Genomic DNA, 24069 nt, shown 5'->3' with positions numbered 1-24069 from the left:
ATATGAAACTTGAAGAACTGAGATTTGGCACCGAGCTTATCAAGCGCGGCTTTGCATCCATGCAGAAAGGGGGCGTGATCATGGATGTCGTCAATGCCGAGCAGGCGAAGATCGCCGAGAGCGCCGGTGCCGTCGCAGTCATGTCTCTTGAGCGGGTGCCGTCCGATATCCGTAAGATGGGCGGCGTCGCCCGGATGGCAGACCCCCAAAAGGTCCAGGAGATCATCGATGCGGTCTCGATCCCGGTGATGGGCAAGGTCAGGATCGGCCACTTTGTCGAGGCACAGGTGCTCGAGGTGCTCGGCGTCGACATGATCGACGAGAGCGAGGTCCTGACCCCGGCAGACGAGGAATTCCATATCGACAAGAAGCAGTTCAAGGTTCCGTTCGTCTGCGGTGCGCGGAACCTCGGCGAGGCGCTCCGCCGGGTAAACGAGGGCGCGGCCATGATCCGTACAAAAGGCGAGGCAGGTACCGGCAATGTTGTCGAAGCCGTGCGCCACATGCGGGCGATCATGGGCGAGATCCGGAAGGTCCAGGGCATGGATATCCAGGAGCGGATTGCCTATGCACGGAGCATCGAGGCCCCGGCTGAGCTCGTGATCGAATGCGCCACCCGCGGCCGGCTCCCGGTCGTGAACTTCTCGGCAGGCGGTATTGCCACCCCCTCGGACGCGGCGCTCATGATGCAGCTCGGGGCCGACGGGGTCTTTGTCGGGTCGGGGATTTTTAAGTCTTCGAACCCCGAGAAGATGGCAAAGGCGATCGTGGAAGCGGTCAACCACTACAAGGATCCCGCCGTAATCGCAAAAGTCAGCACGGGCCTTGGCGATGCAATGCCGGGCCTCGACGTTCACACCCTCCGTCCCGATGAGGTGTTGCAGACCCGTGGGAAGTAAAGGAATAAAAGTCGGCGTGCTCGCCCTTCAGGGAGACGTGAGCGAGCACATCGACGCTTTTTTGAAGGCTCTTCTCTCGCTCGGATATGCAGAGGGTTCGGCAGTAATCGAGGTGAGGAGCCCGGCGGATCTTGCCGGCTGCGACGCGCTTGCTATCCCCGGCGGGGAATCGACTACCATCTCGCGGCTGATCGACAAGAACGGCCTGTATGAACCGATAAAAAATTTCAAGGGCGGTATCTTTGCTACCTGTGCCGGGCTGATCCTCATGGCAACCGAGGTCGGCGACGCACGGGTCCACAGCCTGGGTCTTATGGACATGACGGTGGACCGGAACGCGTTTGGCCGGCAGCGGGAGTCGTTTGAAGCCGATATCCCGGTCGAGGGCCTTGCCGGGGGGCCGTTCCACGCGGTCTTCATCCGCGGCCCGGTGATAAAAGAGGCCCGGGACGGCGTGAAGGTACTGAGCCGGATAGACCAGGGCATTGTTGCAGTCGGGAAGGGAAAGCACATAGCCCTTGCCTTCCACCCCGAGCTCGGCGGCGACCTCCGGCTCCACGAGCGGTTCCTGAGGGCAAACGGGCTCTGATCCGGCCCTTTTCTAAAAATTGTAGTTTTTTTCCGGTCCCGCCGGCCTTTTACGAGCCGTTCGGGTTCGTGATCCGCCCGGTAAAGAGGACGGTACCCGTATCGTTGTCCTGTATCACGAAGAGGAACGGGTGATCGGCCTTAAAGACCGGGACCGGCTCTTCGTTCCCGACCACCACTGCTTTGGTTGCGAGGACAACACCCGTTGCCGCAGCCGCTTCCGTGCCTTCCTCGTTTACCTCGATACAGGCCTTGTGGACGGCATCGCTGATAAAGAGGTCCTTTTTCCCGTCCATCCCGGAGAAGTCGGCACTGTCAGAGAATGCCGTGGGCATTCCCATAGAAGAGAGCGTCCCGGCAAGGGAGTACTGTGCCTCGATCTTGAACTTCGGGATGTACACCTTTACCTGCCGGGTGGATGCGTTCTGCTCCAGCGCCGAGAGGTTGGCCGGGTCAAGGTACGGGACGGCAGCTGAAATATCGTTGTGGCGGGGCAGGAGGATCACCATCGAGAGCCCGTTATTGTCCTTTGCCGTGTAAGGCAGGGAGAGCATCTGGATATCTCTGGTAGCTGCGTACGGGAAGGTGGCACCGTCGCCGGTCTGCTGCATCATCTTTACTGTGATGTTCGAGCCGTCCGGGGTGGTAAACGGGGCATCGGCAGTCTGGCCGGCGTCGAACTGCTTCTCCCAGGTACCCTTGAAATAGACGGCGTTGGTGATCACGAGCCTCGTCATGGCGGTGATGGACCCGGCAGGCAGCAGGTCGAGGATCTTGTTATTGGTCTGGTCCGCTACCCAGGTGTTGATGGTCTGGCGCGAAGCCTCGGGCTGGTTGACGAAGTCGAGGTTCGTGGTATTGGCGCCGTAGTACTGTTCCGCCGTGGCGGTGTACGCGGGGAGGAAGACGTAGGTCTTCTCCGCCCAGAGGGCATTTGCCGTGCTCAACGTGTAACCGGCGTTCTTCGCGTTGATCGCTCCATTCTCTGCGGCATATCCTTCCCGCATTGCGATCTGGTTTGCCGGGAAGTAAAATACGGACCGGATCTGGTCGGCGGTCGTCCCGCGTGCCCCTTCGTACGTGATGGCAAAGGCAGACGAGATGGAGAACGGCGAGAAGAAGATGTTCCCCGTGGCATCTCCTGCGGCAAGCTCGCGGTACAGGCTCGCGGAGAAGAGGTTGTTTGCATCGACAACGCTGGCAGCGGAGCTCCCGGCCGGCGAGGATGTCTCCGAGGGCGATACATTCTTACTTTCCTGTCCGGCCGGGGCCGAAGGGGTCGAGGTACACCCCGCTGCAAGCAGGAGAAGGACAAGGGATGAGATAAGGATCAGGCAGTACAGGAAACCACGTTTCATACCGGAATGTGGGAGGGCCGTTCCATTAAATCTGGCGATAATTGCGGGTATTTTCGCAGTTATGCACCGGACCGTGCACGAAGTCTCCGATCTCAGTCCTTTTTCATTGCCTCCGCTTTGAGCTCCTTTGGCATCAGCTCGATTGCATACCGGAGAGCCGTCCGGGGCATGGCCTTTTTGTTGCGCATGACAAAACCGAACACTTCTTCGGTGTGTTTCCGGCTCGCTTCTTTTAAGAGCCAGCCGTACCCTTTCTGTACCATGTCGTCGGTATCGGTCAGGAGAAGACCGGCAATCGCGAGGGATTCGTCAAGGAATTTTCCGTGCTTTGCCGGGACAATCAGGGAGACCGCCGCCGCCCGCCGCATCCAGCGGTTCTTTGACTGCGTCCACTGTTGTAATTCGGCGATATATTCAGGGTACTGTTCGAAGAAGTCCCCCAGGGTATGGTTGCAGAAGCCGTCGCAGGAGGCCCAGTTCGTGATGTAGGTATCGATCCAGCGGGCAAAGACTGCAAGATCCTCCGGTTCGTACCGGCCGGAGAGGGAGTGCGCCCATTGCGAGACGATAAAGGACTCCTCCATGTATCCGGATCTGTACAGCTCTTCGCAGAGGGCGAAGATCTCCTGCTTGTCCCGGCCTTTGATCTCCTTATAGTACTTTTTTGCGAGGGCAACGACCGCTGTGGTCCTGATCCCGTAACACCGGATCTCTTCCTTGAAAAACCGCTTCGATGATTTCTGGATCCCGGGGTCTGCCATCCCGTTGAGATCCTGCCGTATCTGCCTGACGACCTGGTCCATTCTCTTTTTTTATTGGTGAGCAAGGTGATAAGGGAAACGAAAGGCAAATTCCCACATGATAGATCATGTGGAAAAATAAATAAAAACCGGAAAATTACGATCATATTCCAAAAATAACCTTAGATTATTGTTAAAATCAAAGAGAAAATTTTATTAATTGTAACTGAAAACTAAGCATGGAGTGTGGATGGCGATGGATCAAACCCAGGTCGATACCATAGCGAGTGCCGCGTCCGCGGACGACCCGGATCTCAAACTCAAAAACCTGGAGCAGGAAGTCGATCTCATTAAAACCTCCATCAAGCGTCTCCTGATCGATATCAGGGAACGTATGAACGAGTTCCAGAGCGCGGGAGACCTGGCCGCCTTCCCGCAAAATTCCGTATCCTCCGCGGAAACCGCGGCAAAAGAGGCCGGGAAAGCTGCCCTCGATGCCCGGGAGGTTGCGCTTGAGGCCCGCAAAACGCAGCTGGACGCAGCAGAAGATGCCGGAGGCGACCCGGCGGGTCCTCCCGGTACGAAGGAACCGGATACTGCGGCCCGGTCGGGAACTGAGGAGGCCCCGGTAAAGAACAAGGATGCTTCGATCGCCCCTCCCGTGTCCCGGGCGGATCTCGTTCTGGCGCTCAAAGCCTCCCGGCGATCCGAACCGGAGAAACCCGGCCTCCAGAAGGTATTCCGGTTATTCTCCTGGACCGACAAGGCGGTAAAAAAATACGGGCAGGACCGGCTGGAGATTCTGCTCGAATCCTACCGGGTCATGGGGCATCTCCCCGTAAATTCCAAAGAGGAGATCCTTGGTATCGTGCGCCTTATACCGGAAGATCTTGGTACCTCCCACACCATCAGCGCCGACGAATATGTCTCCGAGCTGTACTCGCTAAGGAGGATCCTTGTGCCTGACGATATCTCCCTTGACCGCGATATGATAGCGGTACTGATGGAGCAGCGCCGGCAGGCCCCGCCCGGAACAGGCCGACAGATGGAAGGTGAGGACTCTCTGCACGAGTCCGGGGCCGTGGCGGAGAAGCCCGGAACCATTGTGGACAAAAGCGCCTATCTCGAATGGATGAACCTCCATTCGTAACGACACTCCCTCTTAAAATTCAGTTTTTCCCGGCCGGCAGGGCGGGCCATATCTAAAAAAAAGTGCAGCTTCCGGCGGCACCTATTCGCTCTTGATCTTCCCGGCCTTTGCCGGGCACTGGTACTCCGCCGCTTTTCCCTTGCCGTTCTGGGTGCCGAGGTACTGCGCCCCCCACGTGCAGAGGGCTTCGAGGATGGGAATAAGGGTCTTGCCGAACTCGGTGATCGCGTACTCGACCCGGGGCGGGACCTCCGGGTAGACCGTGCGCCGGATCACCCCGTCCTCTTCGAGCTCGCGGAGCTGCTTGGTGAGCATCTTCGCGTTCACGCCGTGCAGGCTTTTCTGGAGTTCCCCGAAGCGCATCACGGAATCGCCGAGGTGCCAGAGGATAAGAGGTTTCCATTTGCCGCCAATCACATCAAGCGTTGCCTCCACGGTGCAGTGGTAGGTCTTGCCATTTTTCACATAGGTCATAGTTACACCAAGGAAAGTCCATTACAATATTGACCGTATCCCCTATATATTCAGTTGGGGCAGATTCTATCTTAATGGTTCAGACTGCCGTTAGAGAAAATCGGAATGTATCCTCTCCTGCATACGGTGTCCGGCCCGGAGATCCTGCCAGGAGCGGGGTATAAGGAGCTATCCTATGGAAAAGATCGAGATCCAAAAAAATTTCTTTATCCCGATGCCGGTGGTCCTCGTCGGGACCCAGGTAAACGGACGTGCGAATTTCATGGCGGTGGGCTGGTGTGCCCGGGTAAACGGCAACCCGCCGATGATTGCCTGCGGGCTCCACAACAACCATGCCACAACCGGGGGGATTAAGGCGGCAAAGACCTTCTCGGTCAATGTCCCGTCATCGGCACTTCTGGTAAAGACCGATTACTGCGGGATCGTGTCCGGTAAAACCGTGGACAAATCCGGTGTGTTCGACGTATTCTATGGCACCACAAAGACGGCACCCATGATCCGGGAGTGCCCGGTAACGCTCGAATGCAGCCTTGTGCAGGCTGTATCCCTCCCCACCCACACGCTCTTTATCGGCGAGATTGTCGGGGCCTGGGCGGATAAAAAGATCGTAAAAGACGACAAACCGGATTTCCCGGCTATCGATCCGCTCGTCCTGACCATGCCCGACAACCGGTACTGGAGACTCGGCGACCATGCCGGCGATGCATGGAGTGCCGGAAAAGCCTTTGCGAAATCTCAGAAACCAACCTGTTAAGGAAATCTGTCATGTCTGCAATTATCGTTGAAAAGGATCTCTGCACCCGGTGCGGGATCTGTTCGGAAGTCTGCCCGATGGGAATAATCGTCCCGGCAAAAGAAGAGAACCCCGAAGCCGTCCCGGAGACCAGCGCGGATGCCTGCATCCGCTGCGGGCACTGCGAGGTGTTCTGCCCGGCCGGGGCGATTACCGTAAACGACCGGCCCGCCGAGAAGGAACCTCTCCCGGCCGGTGCCGGGGAGATCCCGGCCGAGACCCTTGCCCTCTACCTGAAGAGCCGCCGGTCCGTCCGCTGCTATGCAAAAAAACCGGTCCCAAAAGAGAAGATCCTGCAGGTGCTCGATGTTGCCCGGTACGCTGCATCGGGAGGGAACGGCCAGCAGGTGCAGTGGCTGGTGGTCCATAATAAAGAGAACGTCCGCCGGCTCGCCGGCCTGACCGTGGACTGGATGCGGACAATAAAGAACAGCAGCCACCCGATGAGCGGCTATGTCCCGGGCCTGATTGCTGCATGGGACGCCGGTATCGATCCCATCTGCCGCGGGGCGCCTCACCTTGTCGTTGCCCACATCCCGGAACATAACCCGGTTGCCTCGGTAGATGCATTCATCGCGCTTACCCATTTCGACATCGCCGCACCGGCATTTGGCATCGGGGCCTGCTGGGCCGGGTTCCTCTCGATGGCTGCCCGGTCGTCGTACGGGCCGCTCCTTGAGGCGCTCGACCTGCCTGCGGGCCGCGAGTACTCCTACAGCCTGTTCTTCGGCACCCCGAAGTACAGGACCCGCGGGATCCCGCGCCGGAACCCGCTGAAGGTGACGTGGGGATAGGGGATCCGAAAGGAGCATCTCCTTAAGGAAGGGATCTCCTGCCCGTTCCAGGAAGGATAGTATAGCCGGAAAGCACATGCCGGTTACGGTGACATGATGACAGATTACGCAACAATCGGAAGGAAAAAACTGCTTGAGATCGACGGCGAGGCAGGCGTTGCCGTTGAAGCTCGGCTCAACGCCATCTGCCCGGACCTTGCCCGGTACCTCATCGAGTACCCGTTTGGCGAGATCTATGCCCGCGAAGGGCTCGACAACAAGACCAAAGAACAGGCGGTTGTCGCGGCCCTTACCGCGATGGGCACCGCCGCCCCCCAGCTCAAAGTCCATATCCATGCGGCGCTCCACGTGGGCTGCACCCCGGAGGAGATCCGGGAGATCATCATCCAGATGGTCGGGTACGCCGGGTTCCCGGCGACCCTCAATGCCATGGGAACGCTCATGGAGGTCCTTTCAGAGACCGGGCAGACCCTCTCACCAGAGTCCGTCCATGCCGGCCCGGCGGGACGGTACGAACGGGGAAAAGGGCTGCTTGCACAGATCGCTCCCGACCAGGAACGGGTGTTAAAGGAGACCTTCGATCCCATCAACCCGGATATCACCCGGTACGTTGTCGAGTTCGGGTACGGGGATATCTATGCCCGGGGCGTCCTCCCGATCCGGATCCGGCAGGTGGCAACGATCGCGGCCCTTGCCGCAAAAGGCACGGCCCCCTCGCAGCTCCGGTTCCATATCGGCGGCGGGCTCCGGGCCGGCCTTACTGAAGCGGAGATCGTGGAGATCATGCTGCTTGTCTCAATTTATGCCGGGTTCCCGGCAGCATTGAACGGCATCCTTGCCACCCGCGAGGTGGCAGAGGCCATAAAGGACGAACAACGCTAGCAAAAGGAGAACAAAAATTCAGGTGATCGGATGGCAAAAGTCGTTGCATTCAACGGAAGCCCGAGAAAGGACGGGAACACGTCCATTCTTATCGGGCATATCTTTGAGGAGCTGGAGAACGAAGGGATCGCAACCGAGCTCGTGCAGGTCGGGAAAAAGAAGATCCGGCCCTGCACCGCCTGCATGAAGTGCTTTGAGAACAAGGACGGGCACTGTGTCTTTGACGATGATATTGTCAACGGCTGCATCGACAAAATGGTAGAAGCGGACGGCATCATCCTTGGATCGCCCGTGTACTTCCTTGATGTGACACCGGAGATGAAGGCCCTGATCGACCGGGCGGGTTTCGTGTCCATGGCAAACGGCGGCCTGTACCAGCGCCGGGCAGGTATGGCCGTGACCGCAGTGCGCCGGTCCGGGGCATCGCGTACAATCGATACCATGCTCCACTTCCTGCTCGTCGGGGGTATGGTTGTCCCGGGTTTCCCCGTCATCGGGGTGGGACGGGAGATCGGGGACGTGAACAGGGATGAGGAAGGGATCGGCCGCGCCCGGGACGCCGGGAAGAACATGGCATGGCTGATCAAGGCAACGGAGAAGGCCCGGAAATCCTGAGCAGACCCGCAAAAATTCTGCACAAAATCTCACCGGAACGGTACAACCCATGACAAACGTTATCGCAGTCAACGGAAGCCCGCGCAAGAAGTGGAATACGGCAACGCTCCTCGAACACGCGCTCGAAGGCGCGAAGTCCGCGGGTGCAGGGACCGAACTCGTGCACCTGTACGACCTCGACTACAAAGGATGCATCAGCTGTTTTGCCTGCAAGACAAAAGGCGGGAAGAGCTACGGGAAGTGCGCGGTAAAAGACGATCTCGCCCCGGTCCTCGACCGGATCCGCAACACGGACGTGTTGATCCTCGGCTCCCCGATCTACTTCGGGATAGTGACCGGCGAGATGCGCTCCTTTATGGAACGGCTGATGTTCCCGTACCTGGTCTACGACCAGCATCACTCCTGCCTCTTCCCGAAGAAGATCCCGACGGCGTTTGTGTATACGATGAACGTCTCCGAACAGATCATGAAGGATCAGTACTGCTGGCCCATCGGGGCAAATGCGGCCGTCTTGAAGATGATCTTCGGGCAGACGTCAGAGACCCTCTTCTGCAACGAGACGCTCCAGTTTGCGGATTTCGACAAGGTGGTCTATTCCTACGCGGATCCGGAGGAACGGCGGAAGCGCCACAGGGAGATCTTCCCGCAGGACTGCAGGCGGGCCTTCGATCTCGGCGTCCGGCTGGTGCAGGCCGCTGAATCCCGGGAACAGCCCCGTAAGAAGGAGTGACCGGGCCTGGAACTCTTCGAAGCGGTCCATGCCCGCCGGGCGGTGCGGAAGTACCGGCCGGACCCGGTGCCGGAAACGGAGATCAAAAAGATCCTCGATGCGGCGAACCAGGCCCCGTCTGCCATGAACCGCCAGCAGTGGGAGTTTATCGTGGTGACCAAAACGGAGACGATCCGGGAGCTGGGAATCTCCTTCGGGGCAGTTATTGAAGAGCTGACCCGGAACCTCCCCGCTTCTTCCGGCCACGGCTCCCTGTCCCGGGAGGAGTTTATCCGGTTTGCCGAGACCTATGGCGGTGCCCCGGTGGCGATCGTGGTCCTGACCGACAGGGTGGATACCGAAGATTTCCGCAGGGCAAACCTGGAGAGTGCGAGCGCTGCGATGGAAAACCTCCTTTTGGCCGCTACTGCGCTCGGGCTTGGCACCTGCTGGATGACCGGGCCGCTGCAGGACGGGAAGGCATTGCGCCGGATCCTTTCCATTCCCGATACAAAAGAGCTCGTAGCAGTCACGCCGCTCGGGTACCCGGCAGAGGTGCCCCCGGCGCCGGCCCGGATCGATCCAGACCTTGTGCAGAAGGTCCGGTGGGTAAGGTAACATCTCCTCTCCAAAGGCACCCGCACGCCCAAAAAGCACATCTCCCCGTACAGCAAGAAGACCAGTACCTAAAAGGAGGTATCCCGTTATGGAAGCACGCGAAGCACTCATGACACGCCGCAGTGTCAGGAAATACAAAAAGGAGCAGATACCGGACGCAGTTCTTGCAGAGATCCTCAAAGCGGGGACGTACGCACCGTCTGCCCTCGCCCTCCAGCCGTGGGCATTTGTGGTGGTGCAGGATCAGGAATTCCTAAACAAGGTCTCCGAATACGCCAAACCCATCATGATTGCGCACATGAAGGATGCGCACGACGGGATGTCCGATGCGTTCCGGGCAATGCTCGAAAGCCCCGGGTACTCGATCTACTACCATGCCCCGACCGTTATTCTGATCGCCGGGAAGACCGCGAGCCGGTTTAAGGAGATCGACTGCTCGCTCTGCGCACAGAACATGATGCTTGCCGCCCATGCGCTTGGCATCGGCAGCTGCTGGATCGGCTCGACCGAGGTTGCCTATGAGAACCGGGAGCTCATGGCGGGTTTCCGTATCCCTGAGGGGTACAGCCCGGTGGGAACGATTGTGTTCGGGTACCCGGACGAGACGCCGGAGGCGCACGACAAGCACCCCGCGAAGGTGACATGGGTCAGGTAATACACTGTTGTACCAGGATCCCGGGTGAAGCCCGGTTATTCCTCCACCTTTTCAAGGATACGCTCAATGTTGTCCAGCGTCTGTTCCATCCGGGTGAATTTCTCATTCATGGCCGCCGCACAGGCCGCTTCGATCTGCTCCCCCGCGCCGATGATATGGATGTGCTCCTGCCGGTCCATGAAAAGCACAAGGATGTTGGATAAGAAAATCCTTCTTTGTCACGTGCCAGCGTACCATTTCCGCACCTTTATCTAACTGCGGCAAGAGATGGAACATTACGATACAGGAGTAACATGCCATGGCCACCGACCCGGTCTGCTTTATGATCGTTGATGAGGAGAACAACCCGTTTGTGAGCACCTACAAAGGAACCGACTATTATTTCTGCTGCAATTACTGCAAGAAGCAGTTCGACGCAGACCCGAAGAGGTACAGCCGGATCCTCGCCGATGTGAATGTGGACTTAACCGGGTGCTGATGCACGATCCCGGAAACCCGCCCGGAGGTTTCGCGCGGACTTCCCCGTCCGGTACGGCCCGGCCCCGGTGCCGGCATATGACGGCGCTGCCGCCGGTCTTTCGCGCACAGCAGACAACAACCTATAATGCCGAACATGAGCAATATTTCATCCGTTGAATAATCCTTTTTAACGCTTCCATAAAACAGCTTAAAGGTCCCGCCATGAATGCACCATCCGTCGTTGACAGTATCCTCTCTGCACGCTACCTCCGTAAAGGAGAGAAGACCTACGAAGACATCTGCCGCAGGGTCGCATCGGCCCTGGCGGAGGACGAGAACGACAAGGCCCGGTTTTTCGAGGCAATGCTCTCGCTCCGCTTCCTCCCGAACTCCCCTACCCTCATGAACGCGGGAACCGAGATCGGGCAGCTCTCTGCCTGCTTTACGCTTCCCGTCCCGGACTCCATCGACGGGATCTTCGATGCAATGAAGGAAGGGGCGATCATCCACAAGACCGGCGGGGGAACGGGGTACAACTTCTCGCATATCCGCCCCGAGGGCTCGCCCGTCCAGTCCACCGACGGCGTTGCCTCGGGACCTATCTCGTTCATGCGGGTCTTTAACGCCGCAACCGACGTGATCAAGCAGGGCGGGCGCCGGCGCGGGGCGAACATGGGGATCCTCAATGTCTGGCACCCGGACATCCTCTCCTTTATTGCGGCAAAGAAAAAGGAGGGCGACTTCTCGAACTTCAACATCTCGGTGATGGTCAACGACAAGTTCATGGACCTCGTGGAGAAGCAGAAGTACTCCGATCTCTGGCTGACAAATCCCCACTCCGGCCAGAAGGTTACGGTCGGGGAGATCTGGAACGGGATCGTCGAGGGGATCTGGAAGAACGGCGAGCCCGGCATCCTCTTTTACGATGAGATCAACCGGCACAACCCCACTCCTTTGCTCGGCGAGATCGACACCACGAACCCCTGCGGGGAACAGCCCCTGCTGCCCTACGAGAGCTGCGTGCTTGGGAGCATCAACCTGGCCGCCTGCGTCCGCGACGGTGTATTCGACGAGGACCTCCTGCGGGATACGGCACGGATGGCTACCCGGTTCCTCGACCTTGTGATAGAAAAGAACGTCTTTCCCATCCCGCAGATTGCCGAGGCTACGAGAAGGACGCGGAAGATCGGCCTCGGGGTCATGGGTGTGCACGATGCAATGCTCATGCTCGGCATTGCCTACGATACGGAGAAGGGCCGGGCCTGGTGCGAGCAGGTGATGAAGACGATCACCGATACTGCTATCGCGGAGTCCCACCGGCTTGCAGAAGAGAAGGGGACCTTCCCGGCATGGCAGGGCAGCATCTGGAAGGACTTCAAAGTCAGGAATGCCGCAATGACCACGGTCGCCCCGACAGGGACGATCTCACTTCTCGCCGGGTGTTCGAGCGGGATCGAACCGGTCTTCTCGTTTGCCTATACCCGGAAGAATACCGTCGGCAAGATCTTTGTGATCGTGAACCCGGTCTTCAAGGAGGCGCTCCTTGCTACCCTGACCACCATGGGATATGCCGGGGACGAGCGGGAGAAGAAGGCGGGCGAGGTGATTGCGCACGTGCACGAGAAGGGGTCCGTGCAGGACGTGGCCTGGCTGCCGGCGGAGTTCCGGGCGCTCTTCAAGACGGCCCTTGACATCCCGTGGCGGGAACACATCCGGATGCAGGCCTGTTTCCAGAAATATGTCCATGCCTCGATCAGTAAGACGATCAATATGCCCGGCTCCGCCACCCGGGACGACTGCGGGGAGGCGCTCATGATGGCCTGGAAACTCGGCCTCAAGGGGATCACCATCTACCGGACGGGAAGCCGCGAGGACGTGGTCCTTGCGTTAAAGGAGACGGAGAAGGCGCCAGCCGCTCTCCCGGCCCCTGCCGCCACGGCGGTCTCGGCCATGCGGGCGGTGCCGGAGAAGATCCCGAGCCTCTCCATTGACCGGCCAAAGGAACTGGCCGGCCGGACCTACCTCTGCCAGTCGGGCTGCTGCCGGCTCTACGTAACGGTGAATCTGCTCGACAGCAAACCCATGGAGGTATTTATCCGGACCGTGGGGAGCGGCGGCTGCGATGCAAACAGCAGCGCCCTTGGCAGGGCGATCAGCACCGGCCTCCAGAACGGGGTTCCCTACGGGAAGTTCGTCAAGCAGTTCGCGAAGGTAAACTGTATCTCGGCGATCAAGAACCCCACCTCCGAAGGTCACTCCTGTGCGGACGTGGTCGGGCGCTGCATCGAGCTTTCGGCGAAAAACCAGAGCATTGCAACCTTAAACGACTGGAGCATCAAAAAGACCGGGGAGCAGCGGCTCTGCCCCGAGTGCCACGAGCCCCTCGATTTCGGCGAGGGCTGCAACCAGGGGATCTGCAAGCACTGCGGCTGGTCCGGGTGCAGCTGACCGGCAGGTTCCCGGCATCATTTTCAGGGATATATTAAACAATAATTATTTACGCAACAGATCAGTTGTCATTTAAACGTATTCCGGCCAACACCTAGTACATTTTCGGTGTGGCCTTTCGCATGGTTCTGGTTCTGTACGTCGATGACGATCCTGCCCTTCTCGATATCGGGAAGACGTTTCTTGAGCTTTCGGGCAGGATACAGATCCACACCGTCAGTTCCGTGAGCGAGGCACTCGAAGAGATCAAGCGCCGGGACTATGATGGCGTTATCACCGATTACGAGATGCCCCACATCAACGGCATTGCGTTCCTCCGGTATATCCGCGAGCACTACCGCGACCTGCCGGTCGTCCTGTTTACGGGCCGGAGCCGGGAAGAGATCGCGATCGAGGCGCTCAATTCCGGTGCCGATTTCTACCTCCAGAAAGGCGGCAACCCCAAGCCCCAGTTTGCCGAGCTGGAATACAATCTTTTACATGCAATAGAACGCAGGAAAGCGCAGGAAGAGCTGCGGGAATCCCGGCAGCTGATGGCAAACCTCATCGATTTTCTCCCGGACGCGACCTTTGCCATCAACCGGGAGAACGTCGTGATCTCGTGGAACCGGATGATGGAGAAGATCACCGGGATTTCTGCCGGGGATATTATGGGCAGGGCCACCTACCGCGAAGCGCTTGCCCGGTTCAACGAGCAGCGCATCCCGCTGATCGATATCGTCCTCGATCCCGGCCGGGATGTCCCGGGGATCCAGCTGATCCGGGACGGGAATGCCATCATCTCGGAGTTTTACAGCCCGGGCGCGTACGGCGGGAAGGGTGCCTACCTCTGGCTGATCGCCTCGCCCCTGTACGATGCCGGGGGAAACGCCATCGGGGCGATCGAGTCCATCCGGGACGTCTCAAAAAGGATGGAGGCCGAAAAGAACCTCCAGAAGACGCATGTGGAGCTCAACGCAGCCTACGAGCAGCTGGCGGCAACCGAAGAGGAGCTGCGCCAGAATTATAATGAACTGGCAAAAAGCGAGGAGAAGATCCACAAAAGCGAGGAGCGGTACCGGAACATTGTCGAGGACCAGACCGAGCTCATCTGCCGGTTCTCTCCTGCCGGCCTGCTCACGTTCGTGAACGGGGCGTACTGCCGGTATTTCGGCCTCGATCCCGCAAAATGCATCGGGAAGCTGCACCCGGTCAGGATCCCAAAAGAGGACAAGACGTGCATGGAAGAGCACTTTGCAGCATTCTCCCGGGAGCAGCCCGTTGCGGCGATCGAGCACCGGATCGTGATGCCGGACGGGAAGGTGCGGTGGCAGCGGTGGAGCGACCGTGCGGTCTTTGACGAGAATGGCAGGATCGTCGAGTACCAGTCGGTGGGCCGGGACACGAGCGATCAGCACGAGGCGTTCGACAAGCTCACGAGGACCAACACGGAGCTCTCCGCGGCTTACGAGCAGCTGGCGGCGACCGAGGAGGAACTGCGCCAGAACTACGACGAGCTCTCCAAGAGCCAGCACGATCTCCACGAAAGCCAGGAGCGGTACCGGAACATCGTAGAGGACCAGACGGAGTTCATCTGCCGGTTCTCCCCCGCCGGCCTGCTTACGTTCGTGAACGGGGCGTACTGCCGGTATTTCGGCCTCGATCCTGCCGCATGTATCGGAAAGCCCCACCCGGTGAAGATCCCGGCAGAAGACCAGAAAACCATGAAGGCGCACCTGGCGGAGTTCACCCCGGAGAGCCCGGTGCATACCATCGAGCACCGGATCGTGATGCCGGACGGGAAGGTGCGGTGGCAGCGGTGGAGCGACCGTGCGGTCTTTGACAAGGAGGGCAGGATCGTCGAGTACCAGTCGGTAGGCCGGGACACGACCGATCAGCACGGGATGATCGAGCAGCTCACGAGGACCAACACGGAGCTCTCCGCGGCCTACGAGCAGCTGGCGGCAACCGAGGAGGAGCTGCGCCAGAACTACGATGAGCTGGCAAAGAGCCAGCGGGATCTCCGGGAGAGCCAGGAGCGGTACCGGAACATCGTGGAGGACCAGACGGAGTTCATCAGCCGGTTCCGGCCCGACGGCACGCACCTCTTCGTGAACGAGGCGTACTGCCGGTATTTCGGGAAGACCCGGGAGGAGATCGTCGGCCACCGGTTCGTGCCGGATATTCCCAAAGACGACCGCACGCTCCTTGCCGCCCATTTTGCCGCAGTCACCCCGGAGAACCCGGTTCACACGGTCGAGCACCGGATCCTGATGCCAAACGGCGAGGTGCGGTGGCAGCAGTGGTCGGACCGGGCAATCTTTGGCCCGGACGGGAAGGTGGCGGAATATCAGTCGGTGGGCCGGGATATCACCGACCGCAAGTGCACGGAACAGGCGCTCTCCGAGGCGAACCGGAAGCTCACCCTGCTCTCGGGCATCACCCGGCACGATATCCTCAACCAGCTCACGGCATTGCAGGGATATCTCGGGCTCATCCAGACAACGGCCGCCGATCCTGCCGTAAAGGGCCTTGCCAAACAGGCGCTCCACACGGGAGAGATCATCCACGACCAGATCTCGTTTACCCGGCAGTACGAGAGCATCGGCACCCAGATGCCGGTATGGCAGAACGTGTACGAGACCGCCGCGGGCGTGAGCCGGGACGGCGGATTCCGGCTGGTGACTGTGGATCCGGCCCTCAAAGGCATCGAGATCTATGCCGATCCGCTCCTAAAACTGATCTTCTACAACCTGTTCGAGAACTCCTGGATGCACGCGGGCCGCGACGTGAAGGTCCGGGTGAGCGGGACAATGACGGAGAACGGCGCCGAGATCGTTGTCTCCGATACCGGGCGGGGCGTCCCGCTGCAGGAGAAAGAGAAGATCTTCCAGAAAGGCTATGGTACGCATACCGGCCTTGGCCTGTACCTGGTCCGGGAGATCCTCTCGATCACGACCATCTCCATCCGGGAAGACGGGGAGCCCGGTGCGGGTGCCCGGTTTACGATCCAGGTGCCGGTCGGTATGGTCCGTAAAGAGCCTGTTTAATCCATAAACGCCTGCCGGCCGCCCGGTCTTTTCCGGCAGTGCGGCAACGGTTTTTCATCCCTGTTTTGTAAATCCTTACCTTGCGGTCCCGGGACGGTTTTTTTAATAAGAGGACAGCTGGCGCTCCCGTAACGGAAACGGCGGTAAAAAAAGGATGGTATTTAGATAAAGAGCGGAGCAAGCACGAGCGTTAAGGTAGCAAGGAGCTTGATGAGCACGTGGAGCGACGGGCCGGCCGTGTCCTTGAACGGATCGCCGAGCGTGTCGCCGATGACTGCTGCCTTGTGGGCCTCGCTGCCCTTGCCGCCGTGGGCACCGCTTTCCACGAATTTCTTGGCATTGTCCCATGCCCCGCCGCTGTTGTTGAGGATCAGGGCAAGGAGAATGCCGGTGATGGTTGCTACCATGAGGAAGCCGGCGAGGGCCTCGTGCCGCATGGTAACGCCGATGAAGATCGGGAACCCGATCACCAGGATACCGGGGAGGACCATGTTTCTGAGGGCACCCTGGGTCGTGATATCGATGACGGCTGCATAGTCAGGCTTCTGGGTCCCTGCCATGATGGCCGGGTTCTTGAACTGGATGCGGACTGCTTCGATAACCGACTGTGCGGTCTTGGAGACTGCGCGGATGGCGAGGCTCGCAAAGAGGAAGACGAGCATTGCCCCGAGCAGTGCCCCGACAAAGACCGGGACGCTTGCAAGGTTGACGACATCGAATGCCTTGCCGGTGAGCTTCGCTATGTCTGCCATGTAGGCGTTGAAGAGCAGGAATACCGCGAGGGAGGCACTGCCAATGGCATAGCCCTTGGTGAGTGCTTTGGTGGTGTTCCCGGCTGCATCGAGAGAGTCCATGCGCTTCCTGACCTCTTCGGGTGCGCCGCTCATCTCGACGATACCTCCGGCATTGTCGGCAATGGGCCCGAAGGTGTCCATGGCAAGGACGTAGGCGCAGACCATGAGCATACCCACGGTTGCAACGGCAGTGCCGTAGAGGCCGCCGTTCGGGATACCGGTCATGGAACCGAACCAGTAGGAGAGTATGAGGGAGGCGCCGATGAGGAGGGCGGGGACTGCGGTGGTCTCGAGACCGACCGAGAACCCGGTGATGATGTTGGTCGCGGCTCCGGTCTCAGAGGCGTCGGCGATCTCCTTGACCGGCCGGTAGTGGTGGTCGGTGTAGTAGAGGGTGACCCGGAGGAAACAGACCGAGAGGACGATACCCACGAGGCCCGCGTAGAAGAAGTACATCCAGCCCGCGGTCGACCCGAGGAGCCACTGGACCCCGAAGAAGAGGAAGACTGCGGAGATGATTGCGGTGATGTAGTACCCGCGGTTCATGGCGTCCATCGGGTCTGCGCCGTCCTTACCCTTGACGGTGAGAATACCGATCATGCTCGCGAAGAGACCAAGGGCGCACATGACGATGGGGAAGAGGATACCGTTGACACCGAAGATCGGGAAGAGCGCGACACCGAGAATCATCGCACCGATGTTCTCGGCAGCGGTGGACTCGAAGAGGTCGGCACCACGGCCGGCACAGTCCCCGACATTGTCGCCGACAAGGTCAGCGATGGTGGCCGGGTTCCGGACATCGTCTTCGGGAATACCCTTTTCGACCTTACCGACAAGGTCTGCACCGACATCGGCGGCTTTGGTGTAGATACCGCCGCCGAGCTGGGCGAAGAGTGCGACAAACGAGGCACCAAAGCCAAAGCCGATGATGACAAAGGGCGTGGTCTGCGGGTTTGCCCCGAGCGCGATATACGTCAGGGAGACGCCGAGGAGGGACATCGAGGTGATGATCAGGCCCGAGATTGCCCCGCCGCGGAACGAGAAGTCAAGTGCCTTCCCATCGCTGTGCTGGGCTGCCGCTGCCGTGCGGATGTTGGTCCGGACTGCGATGGACATGGCCACTACACCGGCGACCGCACTGCACGTGGCACCGATGATGTAGGAGAATGCCGTGTCCACGGCAAGCGACTGCTGTCCGGTAAAGTAATAGACAACAAAGATCACCACGGCGAGGATTATCGCGATGATGGCGATGGTCGAGTACTGGCGCTTGATGAATGCTTCCGCACCCACCTTGATCGCATCGGAGACCTCGCGCATCTTGGGCGTCCCCTCGTCCTGCGAGAGGAGATTACGCGCTAAGATTGCAGCAAGGGCCAGTGCGATAAGACAAATCACAATGACAACGACTAATGCTGTTTCGATCATTCCATGACCTCCCTGAGGATACCGGGTCTCGTCCCGCGTACAGGAGCCATGCACATCATGACGTGAAAAACGCACATGACAGAACAGCCGGTAGTACCCGAGATCCCCGTCACATCAGGATTACTGAAATTCGGGGCAGGTATGCCTGCCCGTTACTGATCCACCCCAAAGGACCGCCGGCGTGACAAAAAGGGACCGGATAGTCCCCCCGCCGCCCGCCAGTCCTCAGGAACAGTATTACTGCATTTTTGTTACATTAATCTTTTATCATCTCGGTTTTCGGGGAGATCTGCACCAAACCGGCGCGAAATCCCGCCTTCTTCCGGCAGCTTTCGCGCTGCAAATCACCGGTCTTTGCCGGATTTATACGAAAACCTGCACGATTTAAAAAAAAATGGCCGGAAGTCAGGGAAAATTCGCAGAAAAACCCGCGTGGCGGGACGGGATACGGGCTCAGTTCAATATGATTAATAATGAAAAATGCGAACAGTTCAGCAGGGTGGATGTTAGCGTGCAGTATCTTCTCTTTCTCATCCTGTTCCCGCTCATTACGGCGCTCTTCATGCTCGCAGTGCGCCGCGATACGGAGCGGGGCTGGATCGTAAAACTATCGGCACTGGCAATAGGCGTGGTAACCGCCCTTGCCCTGGTAACCCTGTATGACAAAGGCGTCGTCTATTTCGGGTTCGATGCAGCGCCGGTTAACCTCCTGATGTTTATTCTTGAAATGGCCATGGCAGCGCTCCTGCTCTGGTATGCGGTAAAATACCGCAAGTCCCTTGCCCTCTGCCTGGTGCTTGTCCAGACCGCGCTCATTGTCTGGTTCGAGCTTACCTGTTCCCGTGCATCAGATATTGCAAACCCGCTCTTCTGCGATCCGTTCTCGCTTATCATGGCGCTTATCATCGGGATCATCGGGAGCCTGATCTGCGTGTACTCGCTCGGGTACATGCGGCATTTCTACGAGCACCACGTGGAGATCCCCAACCGGACCAATACGTTTTTTTTGATCATCTTTGTCTTCATCTCCGCGATGTTCGGGCTCGTGTTCTCCAACAGCCTCATCTGGGTATACTTCTTCTGGGAAGTGACCACGCTCTGTTCGTTCCTGTTGATCGGGTTTACGAAGACCGAAGAGGCCACCAATAACGCGTTTACCGCACTCTGGATGAACGTGCTGGGCGGGATCGCATTTATCGCTGCCCTCATCTGGCTTGCAGCCCAGCCCGTGCCGATGCTCGGACTCGACCAGGTGCTGACCGCAGGAAAGGCGCTCGTCCTGATCCCGGCGGCGTTAATCGGGTTTGCGGGCCTCACCAAAGCCGCCCAGATGCCGTTCTCGTCGTGGCTCCTTGGTGCCATGGTCGCCCCGACCCCGGTCTCCGCCCTGCTCCATTCAAGCACGATGGTAAAAGCCGGTGTCTATATCCTGGTCCGGCTCGCCCCGGTGTACGCGTTTACCACCACCGGCTTTGCCCTCTCCCTTGTCGGCGCCATCACATTCCTCGTGGCCTCGGCGCTTGCCATTTCCCAGACCAATGCAAAACGGGTGCTTGCCTATTCCACCATCTCGAACCTCGGCCTTGTCGTGGCCTGTGCGGGTATCGGCACCTACGAGGCGATCTGGGCAGCAGTACTCCTGATCATCTTCCACGCGATTGCGAAGTCGCTCCTGTTCCTCTCGGTGGGAACGGTCGAGCACCGGATCCGGAGCCGGGAGATCGAGGACATGAACGGCCTCATCACCCGGACCCCGCGGCTTGCCGCCATGATGGTAATAGGCATTGCCGGCATGTTTTTGGCGCCGTTTGGTATGCTGATCTCCAAGTGGGCGGCGATCCAGGCGTTCATCAGCGCACCGCTCGGCTTCGTGCTCGTGATCATCCTTGCCTTCGGGAGTGCGTTCACGGTCTTCTTCTGGGCCAAATGGATGGGAAAACTGATCACGGTTACGCCGGACACCAAGAACGTCGAGGGACCGGTTGACCGGAACGAGTGGATTGCGCTCGTCTGCCTTGCCGGGCTTACCACGGTCACCTGTTTCATCTACCCGGTGATCTCGAAGATCCTCATCGAGCCGTTCTTATCCACCTACTATGGCAGCATTGCCCGGCTCTCGCAGGACAATATCCTGATCATGATGATGATGCTCTTCTTGATCGTCATCCTGCCGCTCTCGATCCTCCTGCCGCACCGCAGGAACCGGCAGCTGCCTCCCTATATGGGGGGTGTCGTGACCAGCTCCGACATGCACTTCACAAACGCCCTGGGGGGAAGGACCAGCGTCACGCTCGGGAACTACTACCTTGACGGGTGGTTCGGCGAAGCAAAACTCAAGATGGCCGGTGTCTATGTCTGCGGGGTGTTCATCGCGGCCATGCTGGTAACGGCGCTCTTTGGGGGGATGGCATTATGATCTCGTTCTTCCCCGCCCTCATCTTCGTCCTGCTCGCACCGCTCATCGGCGGGCTCCTCTCGGGAATCGACCGCAAGGTCACGGCCCACATGCAGGGCCGGGTCGGCCCCTCAATCTTCCAGCCCTTCTACGATGTGGGCAAGCTCTTTGAAAAAGAGAACGCGGAGGTCAACGGGACGCAGCGCTTCTACGTGATCAGCTACTTCATCTTTGCTGTTTTCACGGGAGCGCTCTTCTTTGCCGGCGGCGACCTCCTTTTGGTGGTCTTTGCCCTCACGCTCGCCGAGGTCTTCCTGGTGCTCGGGGCCTATGCGGCCTACTCCCCGTACAGCCACGTGGGCGCGGAACGCGAGCTGCTCCAGGTGATGGCCTACGAGCCGATCATGATCCTCTCGGCGGTCGGCATCTACATGGTCACCGGCTCCTTTGCGGTCAGCGAGATCCTGAAGTACCCGATGCTTCTTGTGGTCCTCTTACCGGGGATCTTCCTTGGCTTCCTCTACGCGCTCACCATCAAGCTGCGCAAATCGCCCTTCGATATCTCGACCTCGCACCATGCCCACCAGGAGATAGTAAAAGGCGTCACTACCGAGTTCTCGGGCCCGAACCTGGGCCTGATCGAGGTCACGCACTGGTACGAGCTCGTCTTTTTACTCGGCTTTGTCTTCCTGTTCTTTGCGGCGAACTGGATCCTTGGTATCATCGCGGTCATTATCGTCTTCCTGCTCGAACTCTTTATCGATAACACGAACGCGAGGGTGAAGTGGCAGCTCGCGGTGAAGAGCACGTGGGCGATCACGCTCGTGGTTGCGATCGTAAACCTCGTTGTCCTTGCCTATGTGGTGGTGGTCTAAAATGGCATACTTACAGAAATCCCCGTGGATCATCCATTACGATGCATCGAGCTGCAATGGCTGCGATATCGAGATCCTTGCGTGCTTAACGCCGATGTATGACGTGGAGCGGTTTGGGATCATCAATACCGGCAACCCCAAGCACGCCGATATCTTTGTCGTGACCGGCTCGGTGAACGAACAGAACAAGTACGTGATCAAAAACATCTACGACCAGATGCCGGACCCCAAAGTCGTTGTCGCGATTGGCGTCTGCGCCACCTCGGGCGGGGTCTTCCGCGAGTGCTACAATGTTTCGGGCGGCGTGGACATGGTAATCCCGGTCGACGTGTACGTGCCCGGGTGCGCTGCCCGGCCGGAATCGATCATCGACGGGATCGTAAAGGCGCTCGGGATCCTCGAAGAGAAGAGGACCGCCGCGGTGATGGGGGTTTCCCGGGAACAGCCGGTGCCTGCTGCTGCCACGGAAAAGCCCGCGGGAGGTGTGTAATACCATGGGACGCGAGGAACAGATCACGATCCCGATTCCCTTCGGGGAGCTCCTGGGACGGGTCGGGCAGATGAAGGAGAACGGCTGCCGCCTTGTCCAGATCGGATGCACGAAGATCGGCGACGACTTTGAGATCAACTACGTGTTCGACAAGGAGTTCGCGCTCACCAACCTCCGCATCACGGTAAAACAGAATACGGTTGTCCCGAGCGTGAGCAGCGTGTACTTTGGCGCATTCGTATACGAGAACGAGATCCACGACCTGTACGGGATCACGGTCGAGGGCATGAACATCGATTTCGGCGGCCACTTCTACCGGACAACGATCAAATCGCCGTTCTCGGTCACGGTCACGAAGGAGGGGAGCTGATCATGGGAAAACAGGTGACAGTCCCGTTCGGGCCACAGCACCCGGTGCTCCCGGAGCCGATCCACCTCGACCTCGTCCTGGAAGACGAGACGGTCGTTGACGCGATCCCTTCCATCGGCTACGTCCACAGAGGTCTTGAGAAACTCGTGGAGAAACGCGAGTATCCCGAGTACATCTACGTGGCGGAACGGATCTGCGGGATCTGCAGCTACATCCACAGCAACACCTACGCGGAGTGCATCGAGGAGATCATGCACATCGAGGTGCCGGAACGGGCGAAATACCTCCGGACCATCTGGTCGGAGTACTCCCGTCTGCACTCGCACCTGCTCTGGCTCGGGCTCTTTGCGGACGGGATGGGCTTTGAGAGCGTGTTCATGAATGCATGGCGGCTCCGCGAGCACATCCTCGACGATATGGAAGCGACCACGGGCGGCCGGGTGATCCAGGGCGTCTGCAAGGTCGGCGGGGTTCGCAGGGATATCGCGCCCGAGAAGCTCGACGAGATGCTCAAAGGGCTCAGGGGGATGGAACGCGAGCTCCACGACCTCACCGATGTGTTCTTGAACGACGCCTCGGTCGTCCACCGTCTCCGCGGCGCCGGCGTGCTCAAAACAGAGGACGCGTACTATCTCGGCGCAGTCGGGCCCACGGCCCGGGCAAGCGGCGTTCCGATCGATATCCGCCAGACCGGCTACAATGCGTACGGGAAGATCAACTTTACGCCCGTGGTGGAGTCTTCGGGGGACAGCTATGCCCGGTGTGCGGTCCGGGCAAAGGAGCTCTATACCTCGATCGACATCATAGAGCAGTGCATCAAAAAGATCCCCGATGGCCCGGTGGACGTAAAAGTCACCGGCGCACCGGATGGCGAGTACTTTGCCCGGGCCGAGCAGCCCCGGGGCGAGGTTGTCCACTACATCAAGGGGAACGGGAAGCGGAACCTGGTGCGGCACCGGGTCCGGACCCCGACGTTCACGAACATCCCGCCGCTGGTGACGCTCCTCAAAGGCTGCCAGCTTGCGGATGTTCCGATCATTGTTCTGTCAATCGACCCCTGCGTGGGTTGTGCGGAGAGGTGATTGTGGGATGACCTATTTCCAGAATGCAAAAACCGTCCTCAAAAGCCTGTTCTCCCGGCCCTCAACCCTGATGTACCCGGCAAAACCGGCAAAGAAGATGGCCCTCTCCCGGGGCCACGTGACGATTGACCCCGCAAAGTGCATTGCCTGCCGGTCCTGCCAGCGCAAGTGCCCGGCGCAGGCGATTGTGGTGGACGTCAAGGAGAAGACCTGGGAGATCGACCGGTTCCGCTGCGTTATCTGTGCGTCCTGCATCGAGGCCTGCCCGACCAAGTGCCTTGCAATGGACCCGCAGTACCCGGAGTCGACAACGGCCCGGGGCGGGCTTTACAAGGTGACGGTGGCAGGACCGAAGAAGAAGGAACCGGTGGCTGCTGTTGAGGGAGCGGCAAAGCCGGCAGAGAAGAAGGAATAATTTTTTTGA

24 protein-coding genes are annotated in these 24069 nt (G+C 59.2%); 19 read left to right on the top strand and 5 right to left on the bottom strand.

Features of this window, described 5'->3' with window-relative positions:
* Nucleotides 1-2: 2 nt before the first annotated feature.
* On the top strand, nt 3-899 hold the full coding sequence (gene pdxS / locus BP758_RS07880) for a pyridoxal 5'-phosphate synthase lyase subunit PdxS (protein WP_292370324.1): 897 nt from the start codon (nt 3-5) through the stop codon (nt 897-899).
* On the top strand, nt 889-1488 hold the full coding sequence (pdxT, locus tag BP758_RS07875) for a pyridoxal 5'-phosphate synthase glutaminase subunit PdxT (protein ID WP_292370323.1): 600 nt from the start codon (nt 889-891) through the stop codon (nt 1486-1488). Before pdxS ends, pdxT begins: the two co-directional genes overlap by 11 nt.
* Before the next feature lie 49 nt (nt 1489-1537).
* On the opposite strand, the gene BP758_RS07870 is transcribed toward pdxT, so the two are convergent.
* Together BP758_RS07870 and BP758_RS07865 are read right to left on the bottom strand one after the other, a co-directional pair.
* Nucleotides 1538-2845 (bottom strand): serpin family protein, encoded by a 1308-nt coding sequence (locus BP758_RS07870; RefSeq protein ID WP_292370322.1) that lies wholly within the window; start codon nt 2843-2845, stop codon nt 1538-1540.
* Between the two features lie 92 nt (nt 2846-2937).
* Nucleotides 2938-3648: a DNA alkylation repair protein gene (locus tag BP758_RS07865; RefSeq protein ID WP_292370321.1), complete on the bottom strand. Its 711-nt coding sequence runs from the start codon at nt 3646-3648 to the stop codon at nt 2938-2940.
* A 193-nt stretch (nt 3649-3841) separates the two neighbouring features.
* Here BP758_RS07865 and BP758_RS07860 point away from each other — a divergent pair, with 193 nt between their 5' ends.
* A complete protein-coding gene (locus BP758_RS07860; protein ID WP_292370320.1) occupies nt 3842-4735 on the top strand; it encodes a hypothetical protein in 894 nt (297 codons plus the stop codon).
* 81 nt (nt 4736-4816) lie between these two features.
* Here BP758_RS07860 and BP758_RS07855 read toward each other — a convergent pair whose 3' ends face one another.
* Nucleotides 4817-5209, bottom strand: coding sequence for a winged helix-turn-helix transcriptional regulator (locus BP758_RS07855; RefSeq protein ID WP_292370319.1), 393 nt, complete (start codon nt 5207-5209; stop codon nt 4817-4819).
* Between the two features lie 175 nt (nt 5210-5384).
* On the opposite strand from BP758_RS07855, the gene BP758_RS07850 reads away from it, so the two are divergent.
* The 7 genes from BP758_RS07850 (at nt 5385) to BP758_RS07820 (ending at nt 10275) form a co-directional block, all read left to right on the top strand.
* Complete coding sequence (locus tag BP758_RS07850) at nt 5385-5963, top strand: flavin reductase family protein (protein WP_292370318.1); 579 nt, start codon at nt 5385-5387, stop codon at nt 5961-5963.
* 11 nt (nt 5964-5974) lie between these two features.
* Nucleotides 5975-6796: a nitroreductase family protein gene (locus BP758_RS07845; RefSeq protein WP_292370317.1), complete on the top strand. Its 822-nt coding sequence runs from the start codon at nt 5975-5977 to the stop codon at nt 6794-6796.
* Between the two features lie 93 nt (nt 6797-6889).
* Entirely contained in the window at nt 6890-7678 is a 789-nt protein-coding gene (locus tag BP758_RS07840; protein WP_292370316.1) for a carboxymuconolactone decarboxylase family protein, read from the top strand.
* Nucleotides 7679-7708: 30 nt separating this feature from the next.
* A complete protein-coding gene (locus tag BP758_RS07835) occupies nt 7709-8293 on the top strand; it encodes a flavodoxin family protein (RefSeq protein ID WP_292370315.1) in 585 nt (194 codons plus the stop codon).
* A gap of 49 nt (nt 8294-8342) precedes the next feature.
* On the top strand, nt 8343-9023 hold the full coding sequence (locus BP758_RS07830) for a flavodoxin family protein (RefSeq protein ID WP_292370314.1): 681 nt from the start codon (nt 8343-8345) through the stop codon (nt 9021-9023).
* A gap of 42 nt (nt 9024-9065) precedes the next feature.
* Nucleotides 9066-9620 (top strand): nitroreductase family protein, encoded by a 555-nt coding sequence (locus tag BP758_RS07825; protein WP_292370313.1) that lies wholly within the window; start codon nt 9066-9068, stop codon nt 9618-9620.
* An 88-nt stretch (nt 9621-9708) separates the two neighbouring features.
* Nucleotides 9709-10275 carry a nitroreductase family protein gene (locus BP758_RS07820; protein ID WP_292370312.1) on the top strand — a complete coding sequence of 189 codons (567 nt, stop codon included), beginning with the start codon at nt 9709-9711 and terminating at the stop codon, nt 10273-10275.
* Between the two features lie 35 nt (nt 10276-10310).
* Here the strand turns inward: BP758_RS07820 and BP758_RS07815 are convergent, their stop codons facing one another.
* Nucleotides 10311-10454 (bottom strand): hypothetical protein, encoded by a 144-nt coding sequence (locus BP758_RS07815; protein WP_292370311.1) that lies wholly within the window; start codon nt 10452-10454, stop codon nt 10311-10313.
* Nucleotides 10455-10573: 119 nt separating this feature from the next.
* Here BP758_RS07815 and BP758_RS07810 point away from each other — a divergent pair, with 119 nt between their 5' ends.
* The 3 genes from BP758_RS07810 (at nt 10574) to BP758_RS07800 (ending at nt 16211) form a co-directional block, all read left to right on the top strand.
* Nucleotides 10574-10753, top strand: a complete 180-nt coding sequence (locus BP758_RS07810; RefSeq protein WP_292370310.1) for a YHS domain-containing protein — start codon at nt 10574-10576, stop codon at nt 10751-10753.
* Nucleotides 10754-10956: 203 nt separating this feature from the next.
* Nucleotides 10957-13182, top strand: a complete 2226-nt coding sequence (locus BP758_RS07805) for an adenosylcobalamin-dependent ribonucleoside-diphosphate reductase (RefSeq protein ID WP_292370309.1) — start codon at nt 10957-10959, stop codon at nt 13180-13182.
* 122 nt (nt 13183-13304) lie between these two features.
* Nucleotides 13305-16211 carry a PAS domain S-box protein gene (locus BP758_RS07800; RefSeq protein WP_292370308.1) on the top strand — a complete coding sequence of 969 codons (2907 nt, stop codon included), beginning with the start codon at nt 13305-13307 and terminating at the stop codon, nt 16209-16211.
* A 161-nt stretch (nt 16212-16372) separates the two neighbouring features.
* Here BP758_RS07800 and BP758_RS07795 read toward each other — a convergent pair whose 3' ends face one another.
* Complete coding sequence (locus tag BP758_RS07795; RefSeq protein ID WP_292370307.1) at nt 16373-18433, bottom strand: sodium-translocating pyrophosphatase; 2061 nt, start codon at nt 18431-18433, stop codon at nt 16373-16375.
* Between the two features lie 394 nt (nt 18434-18827).
* Between BP758_RS07795 and BP758_RS07790 the strand changes: the two genes are divergently transcribed.
* From BP758_RS07790 to BP758_RS07765, 6 genes are read left to right on the top strand one after another with little or no spacing between them, the layout of a single operon-like run.
* Nucleotides 18828-20849: an NADH-quinone oxidoreductase subunit L gene (locus BP758_RS07790; RefSeq protein ID WP_292370306.1), complete on the top strand. Its 2022-nt coding sequence runs from the start codon at nt 18828-18830 to the stop codon at nt 20847-20849.
* On the top strand, nt 20846-21703 hold the full coding sequence (locus tag BP758_RS07785) for a respiratory chain complex I subunit 1 family protein (RefSeq protein ID WP_292370305.1): 858 nt from the start codon (nt 20846-20848) through the stop codon (nt 21701-21703). Before BP758_RS07790 ends, BP758_RS07785 begins: the two co-directional genes overlap by 4 nt.
* Before the next feature lies 1 nt (nt 21704).
* The gene (locus tag BP758_RS07780; RefSeq protein WP_292370304.1) at nt 21705-22193 is read left to right on the top strand and encodes an NADH-quinone oxidoreductase subunit B family protein; all 489 of its coding nucleotides are present in this window, start codon (nt 21705-21707) and stop codon (nt 22191-22193) included.
* Nucleotides 22194-22197: 4 nt separating this feature from the next.
* Nucleotides 22198-22563, top strand: coding sequence for an NADH-quinone oxidoreductase subunit C (locus BP758_RS07775; RefSeq protein ID WP_292370303.1), 366 nt, complete (start codon nt 22198-22200; stop codon nt 22561-22563).
* Nucleotides 22564-22565: 2 nt separating this feature from the next.
* Nucleotides 22566-23645: a nickel-dependent hydrogenase large subunit gene (locus tag BP758_RS07770; protein ID WP_292370302.1), complete on the top strand. Its 1080-nt coding sequence runs from the start codon at nt 22566-22568 to the stop codon at nt 23643-23645.
* Between the two features lie 7 nt (nt 23646-23652).
* Nucleotides 23653-24060 (top strand): 4Fe-4S dicluster domain-containing protein, encoded by a 408-nt coding sequence (locus BP758_RS07765; RefSeq protein ID WP_292370301.1) that lies wholly within the window; start codon nt 23653-23655, stop codon nt 24058-24060.
* The last annotated feature ends 9 nt before the right edge of the window (nt 24061-24069 follow it).

It is taken from the genome of Methanoregula sp. UBA64 (assembly GCF_002502735.1).
Lineage (GTDB): Archaea > Halobacteriota > Methanomicrobia > Methanomicrobiales > Methanospirillaceae > Methanoregula.
Note: the sequence above shows the minus strand (reverse complement) of the source record. Positions and strands in the feature narration are given on the sequence as shown.

What these genes read in the sequence shown, in the direction of transcription:
- pdxS (WP_292370324.1), top strand. Translation starts at nt 3, where the DNA reads ATGAAACTTGAAGAACTGAGATTTGGCACCGAGCTTATCAAGCGCGGC.
- BP758_RS07870 (WP_292370322.1), bottom strand. Translation starts at nt 2,845, where the DNA reads ATGAAACGTGGTTTCCTGTACTGCCTGATCCTTATCTCATCCCTTGTC.
- BP758_RS07865 (WP_292370321.1), bottom strand. Translation starts at nt 3,648, where the DNA reads ATGGACCAGGTCGTCAGGCAGATACGGCAGGATCTCAACGGGATGGCA.
- BP758_RS07860 (WP_292370320.1), top strand. Translation starts at nt 3,842, where the DNA reads ATGGATCAAACCCAGGTCGATACCATAGCGAGTGCCGCGTCCGCGGAC.
- BP758_RS07855 (WP_292370319.1), bottom strand. Translation starts at nt 5,209, where the DNA reads ATGACCTATGTGAAAAATGGCAAGACCTACCACTGCACCGTGGAGGCA.
- BP758_RS07850 (WP_292370318.1), top strand. Translation starts at nt 5,385, where the DNA reads ATGGAAAAGATCGAGATCCAAAAAAATTTCTTTATCCCGATGCCGGTG.
- BP758_RS07845 (WP_292370317.1), top strand. Translation starts at nt 5,975, where the DNA reads ATGTCTGCAATTATCGTTGAAAAGGATCTCTGCACCCGGTGCGGGATC.
- BP758_RS07840 (WP_292370316.1), top strand. Translation starts at nt 6,890, where the DNA reads ATGATGACAGATTACGCAACAATCGGAAGGAAAAAACTGCTTGAGATC.
- BP758_RS07835 (WP_292370315.1), top strand. Translation starts at nt 7,709, where the DNA reads ATGGCAAAAGTCGTTGCATTCAACGGAAGCCCGAGAAAGGACGGGAAC.
- BP758_RS07830 (WP_292370314.1), top strand. Translation starts at nt 8,343, where the DNA reads ATGACAAACGTTATCGCAGTCAACGGAAGCCCGCGCAAGAAGTGGAAT.
- BP758_RS07820 (WP_292370312.1), top strand. Translation starts at nt 9,709, where the DNA reads ATGGAAGCACGCGAAGCACTCATGACACGCCGCAGTGTCAGGAAATAC.
- BP758_RS07815 (WP_292370311.1), bottom strand. Translation starts at nt 10,454, where the DNA reads ATGGACCGGCAGGAGCACATCCATATCATCGGCGCGGGGGAGCAGATC.
- BP758_RS07810 (WP_292370310.1), top strand. Translation starts at nt 10,574, where the DNA reads ATGGCCACCGACCCGGTCTGCTTTATGATCGTTGATGAGGAGAACAAC.
- BP758_RS07805 (WP_292370309.1), top strand. Translation starts at nt 10,957, where the DNA reads ATGAATGCACCATCCGTCGTTGACAGTATCCTCTCTGCACGCTACCTC.
- BP758_RS07800 (WP_292370308.1), top strand. Translation starts at nt 13,305, where the DNA reads ATGGTTCTGGTTCTGTACGTCGATGACGATCCTGCCCTTCTCGATATC.
- BP758_RS07795 (WP_292370307.1), bottom strand. Translation starts at nt 18,433, where the DNA reads ATGATCGAAACAGCATTAGTCGTTGTCATTGTGATTTGTCTTATCGCA.
- BP758_RS07790 (WP_292370306.1), top strand. Translation starts at nt 18,828, where the DNA reads ATGGCCGGAAGTCAGGGAAAATTCGCAGAAAAACCCGCGTGGCGGGAC.
- BP758_RS07785 (WP_292370305.1), top strand. Translation starts at nt 20,846, where the DNA reads ATGATCTCGTTCTTCCCCGCCCTCATCTTCGTCCTGCTCGCACCGCTC.
- BP758_RS07780 (WP_292370304.1), top strand. Translation starts at nt 21,705, where the DNA reads ATGGCATACTTACAGAAATCCCCGTGGATCATCCATTACGATGCATCG.
- BP758_RS07775 (WP_292370303.1), top strand. Translation starts at nt 22,198, where the DNA reads ATGGGACGCGAGGAACAGATCACGATCCCGATTCCCTTCGGGGAGCTC.
- BP758_RS07770 (WP_292370302.1), top strand. Translation starts at nt 22,566, where the DNA reads ATGGGAAAACAGGTGACAGTCCCGTTCGGGCCACAGCACCCGGTGCTC.
- BP758_RS07765 (WP_292370301.1), top strand. Translation starts at nt 23,653, where the DNA reads ATGACCTATTTCCAGAATGCAAAAACCGTCCTCAAAAGCCTGTTCTCC.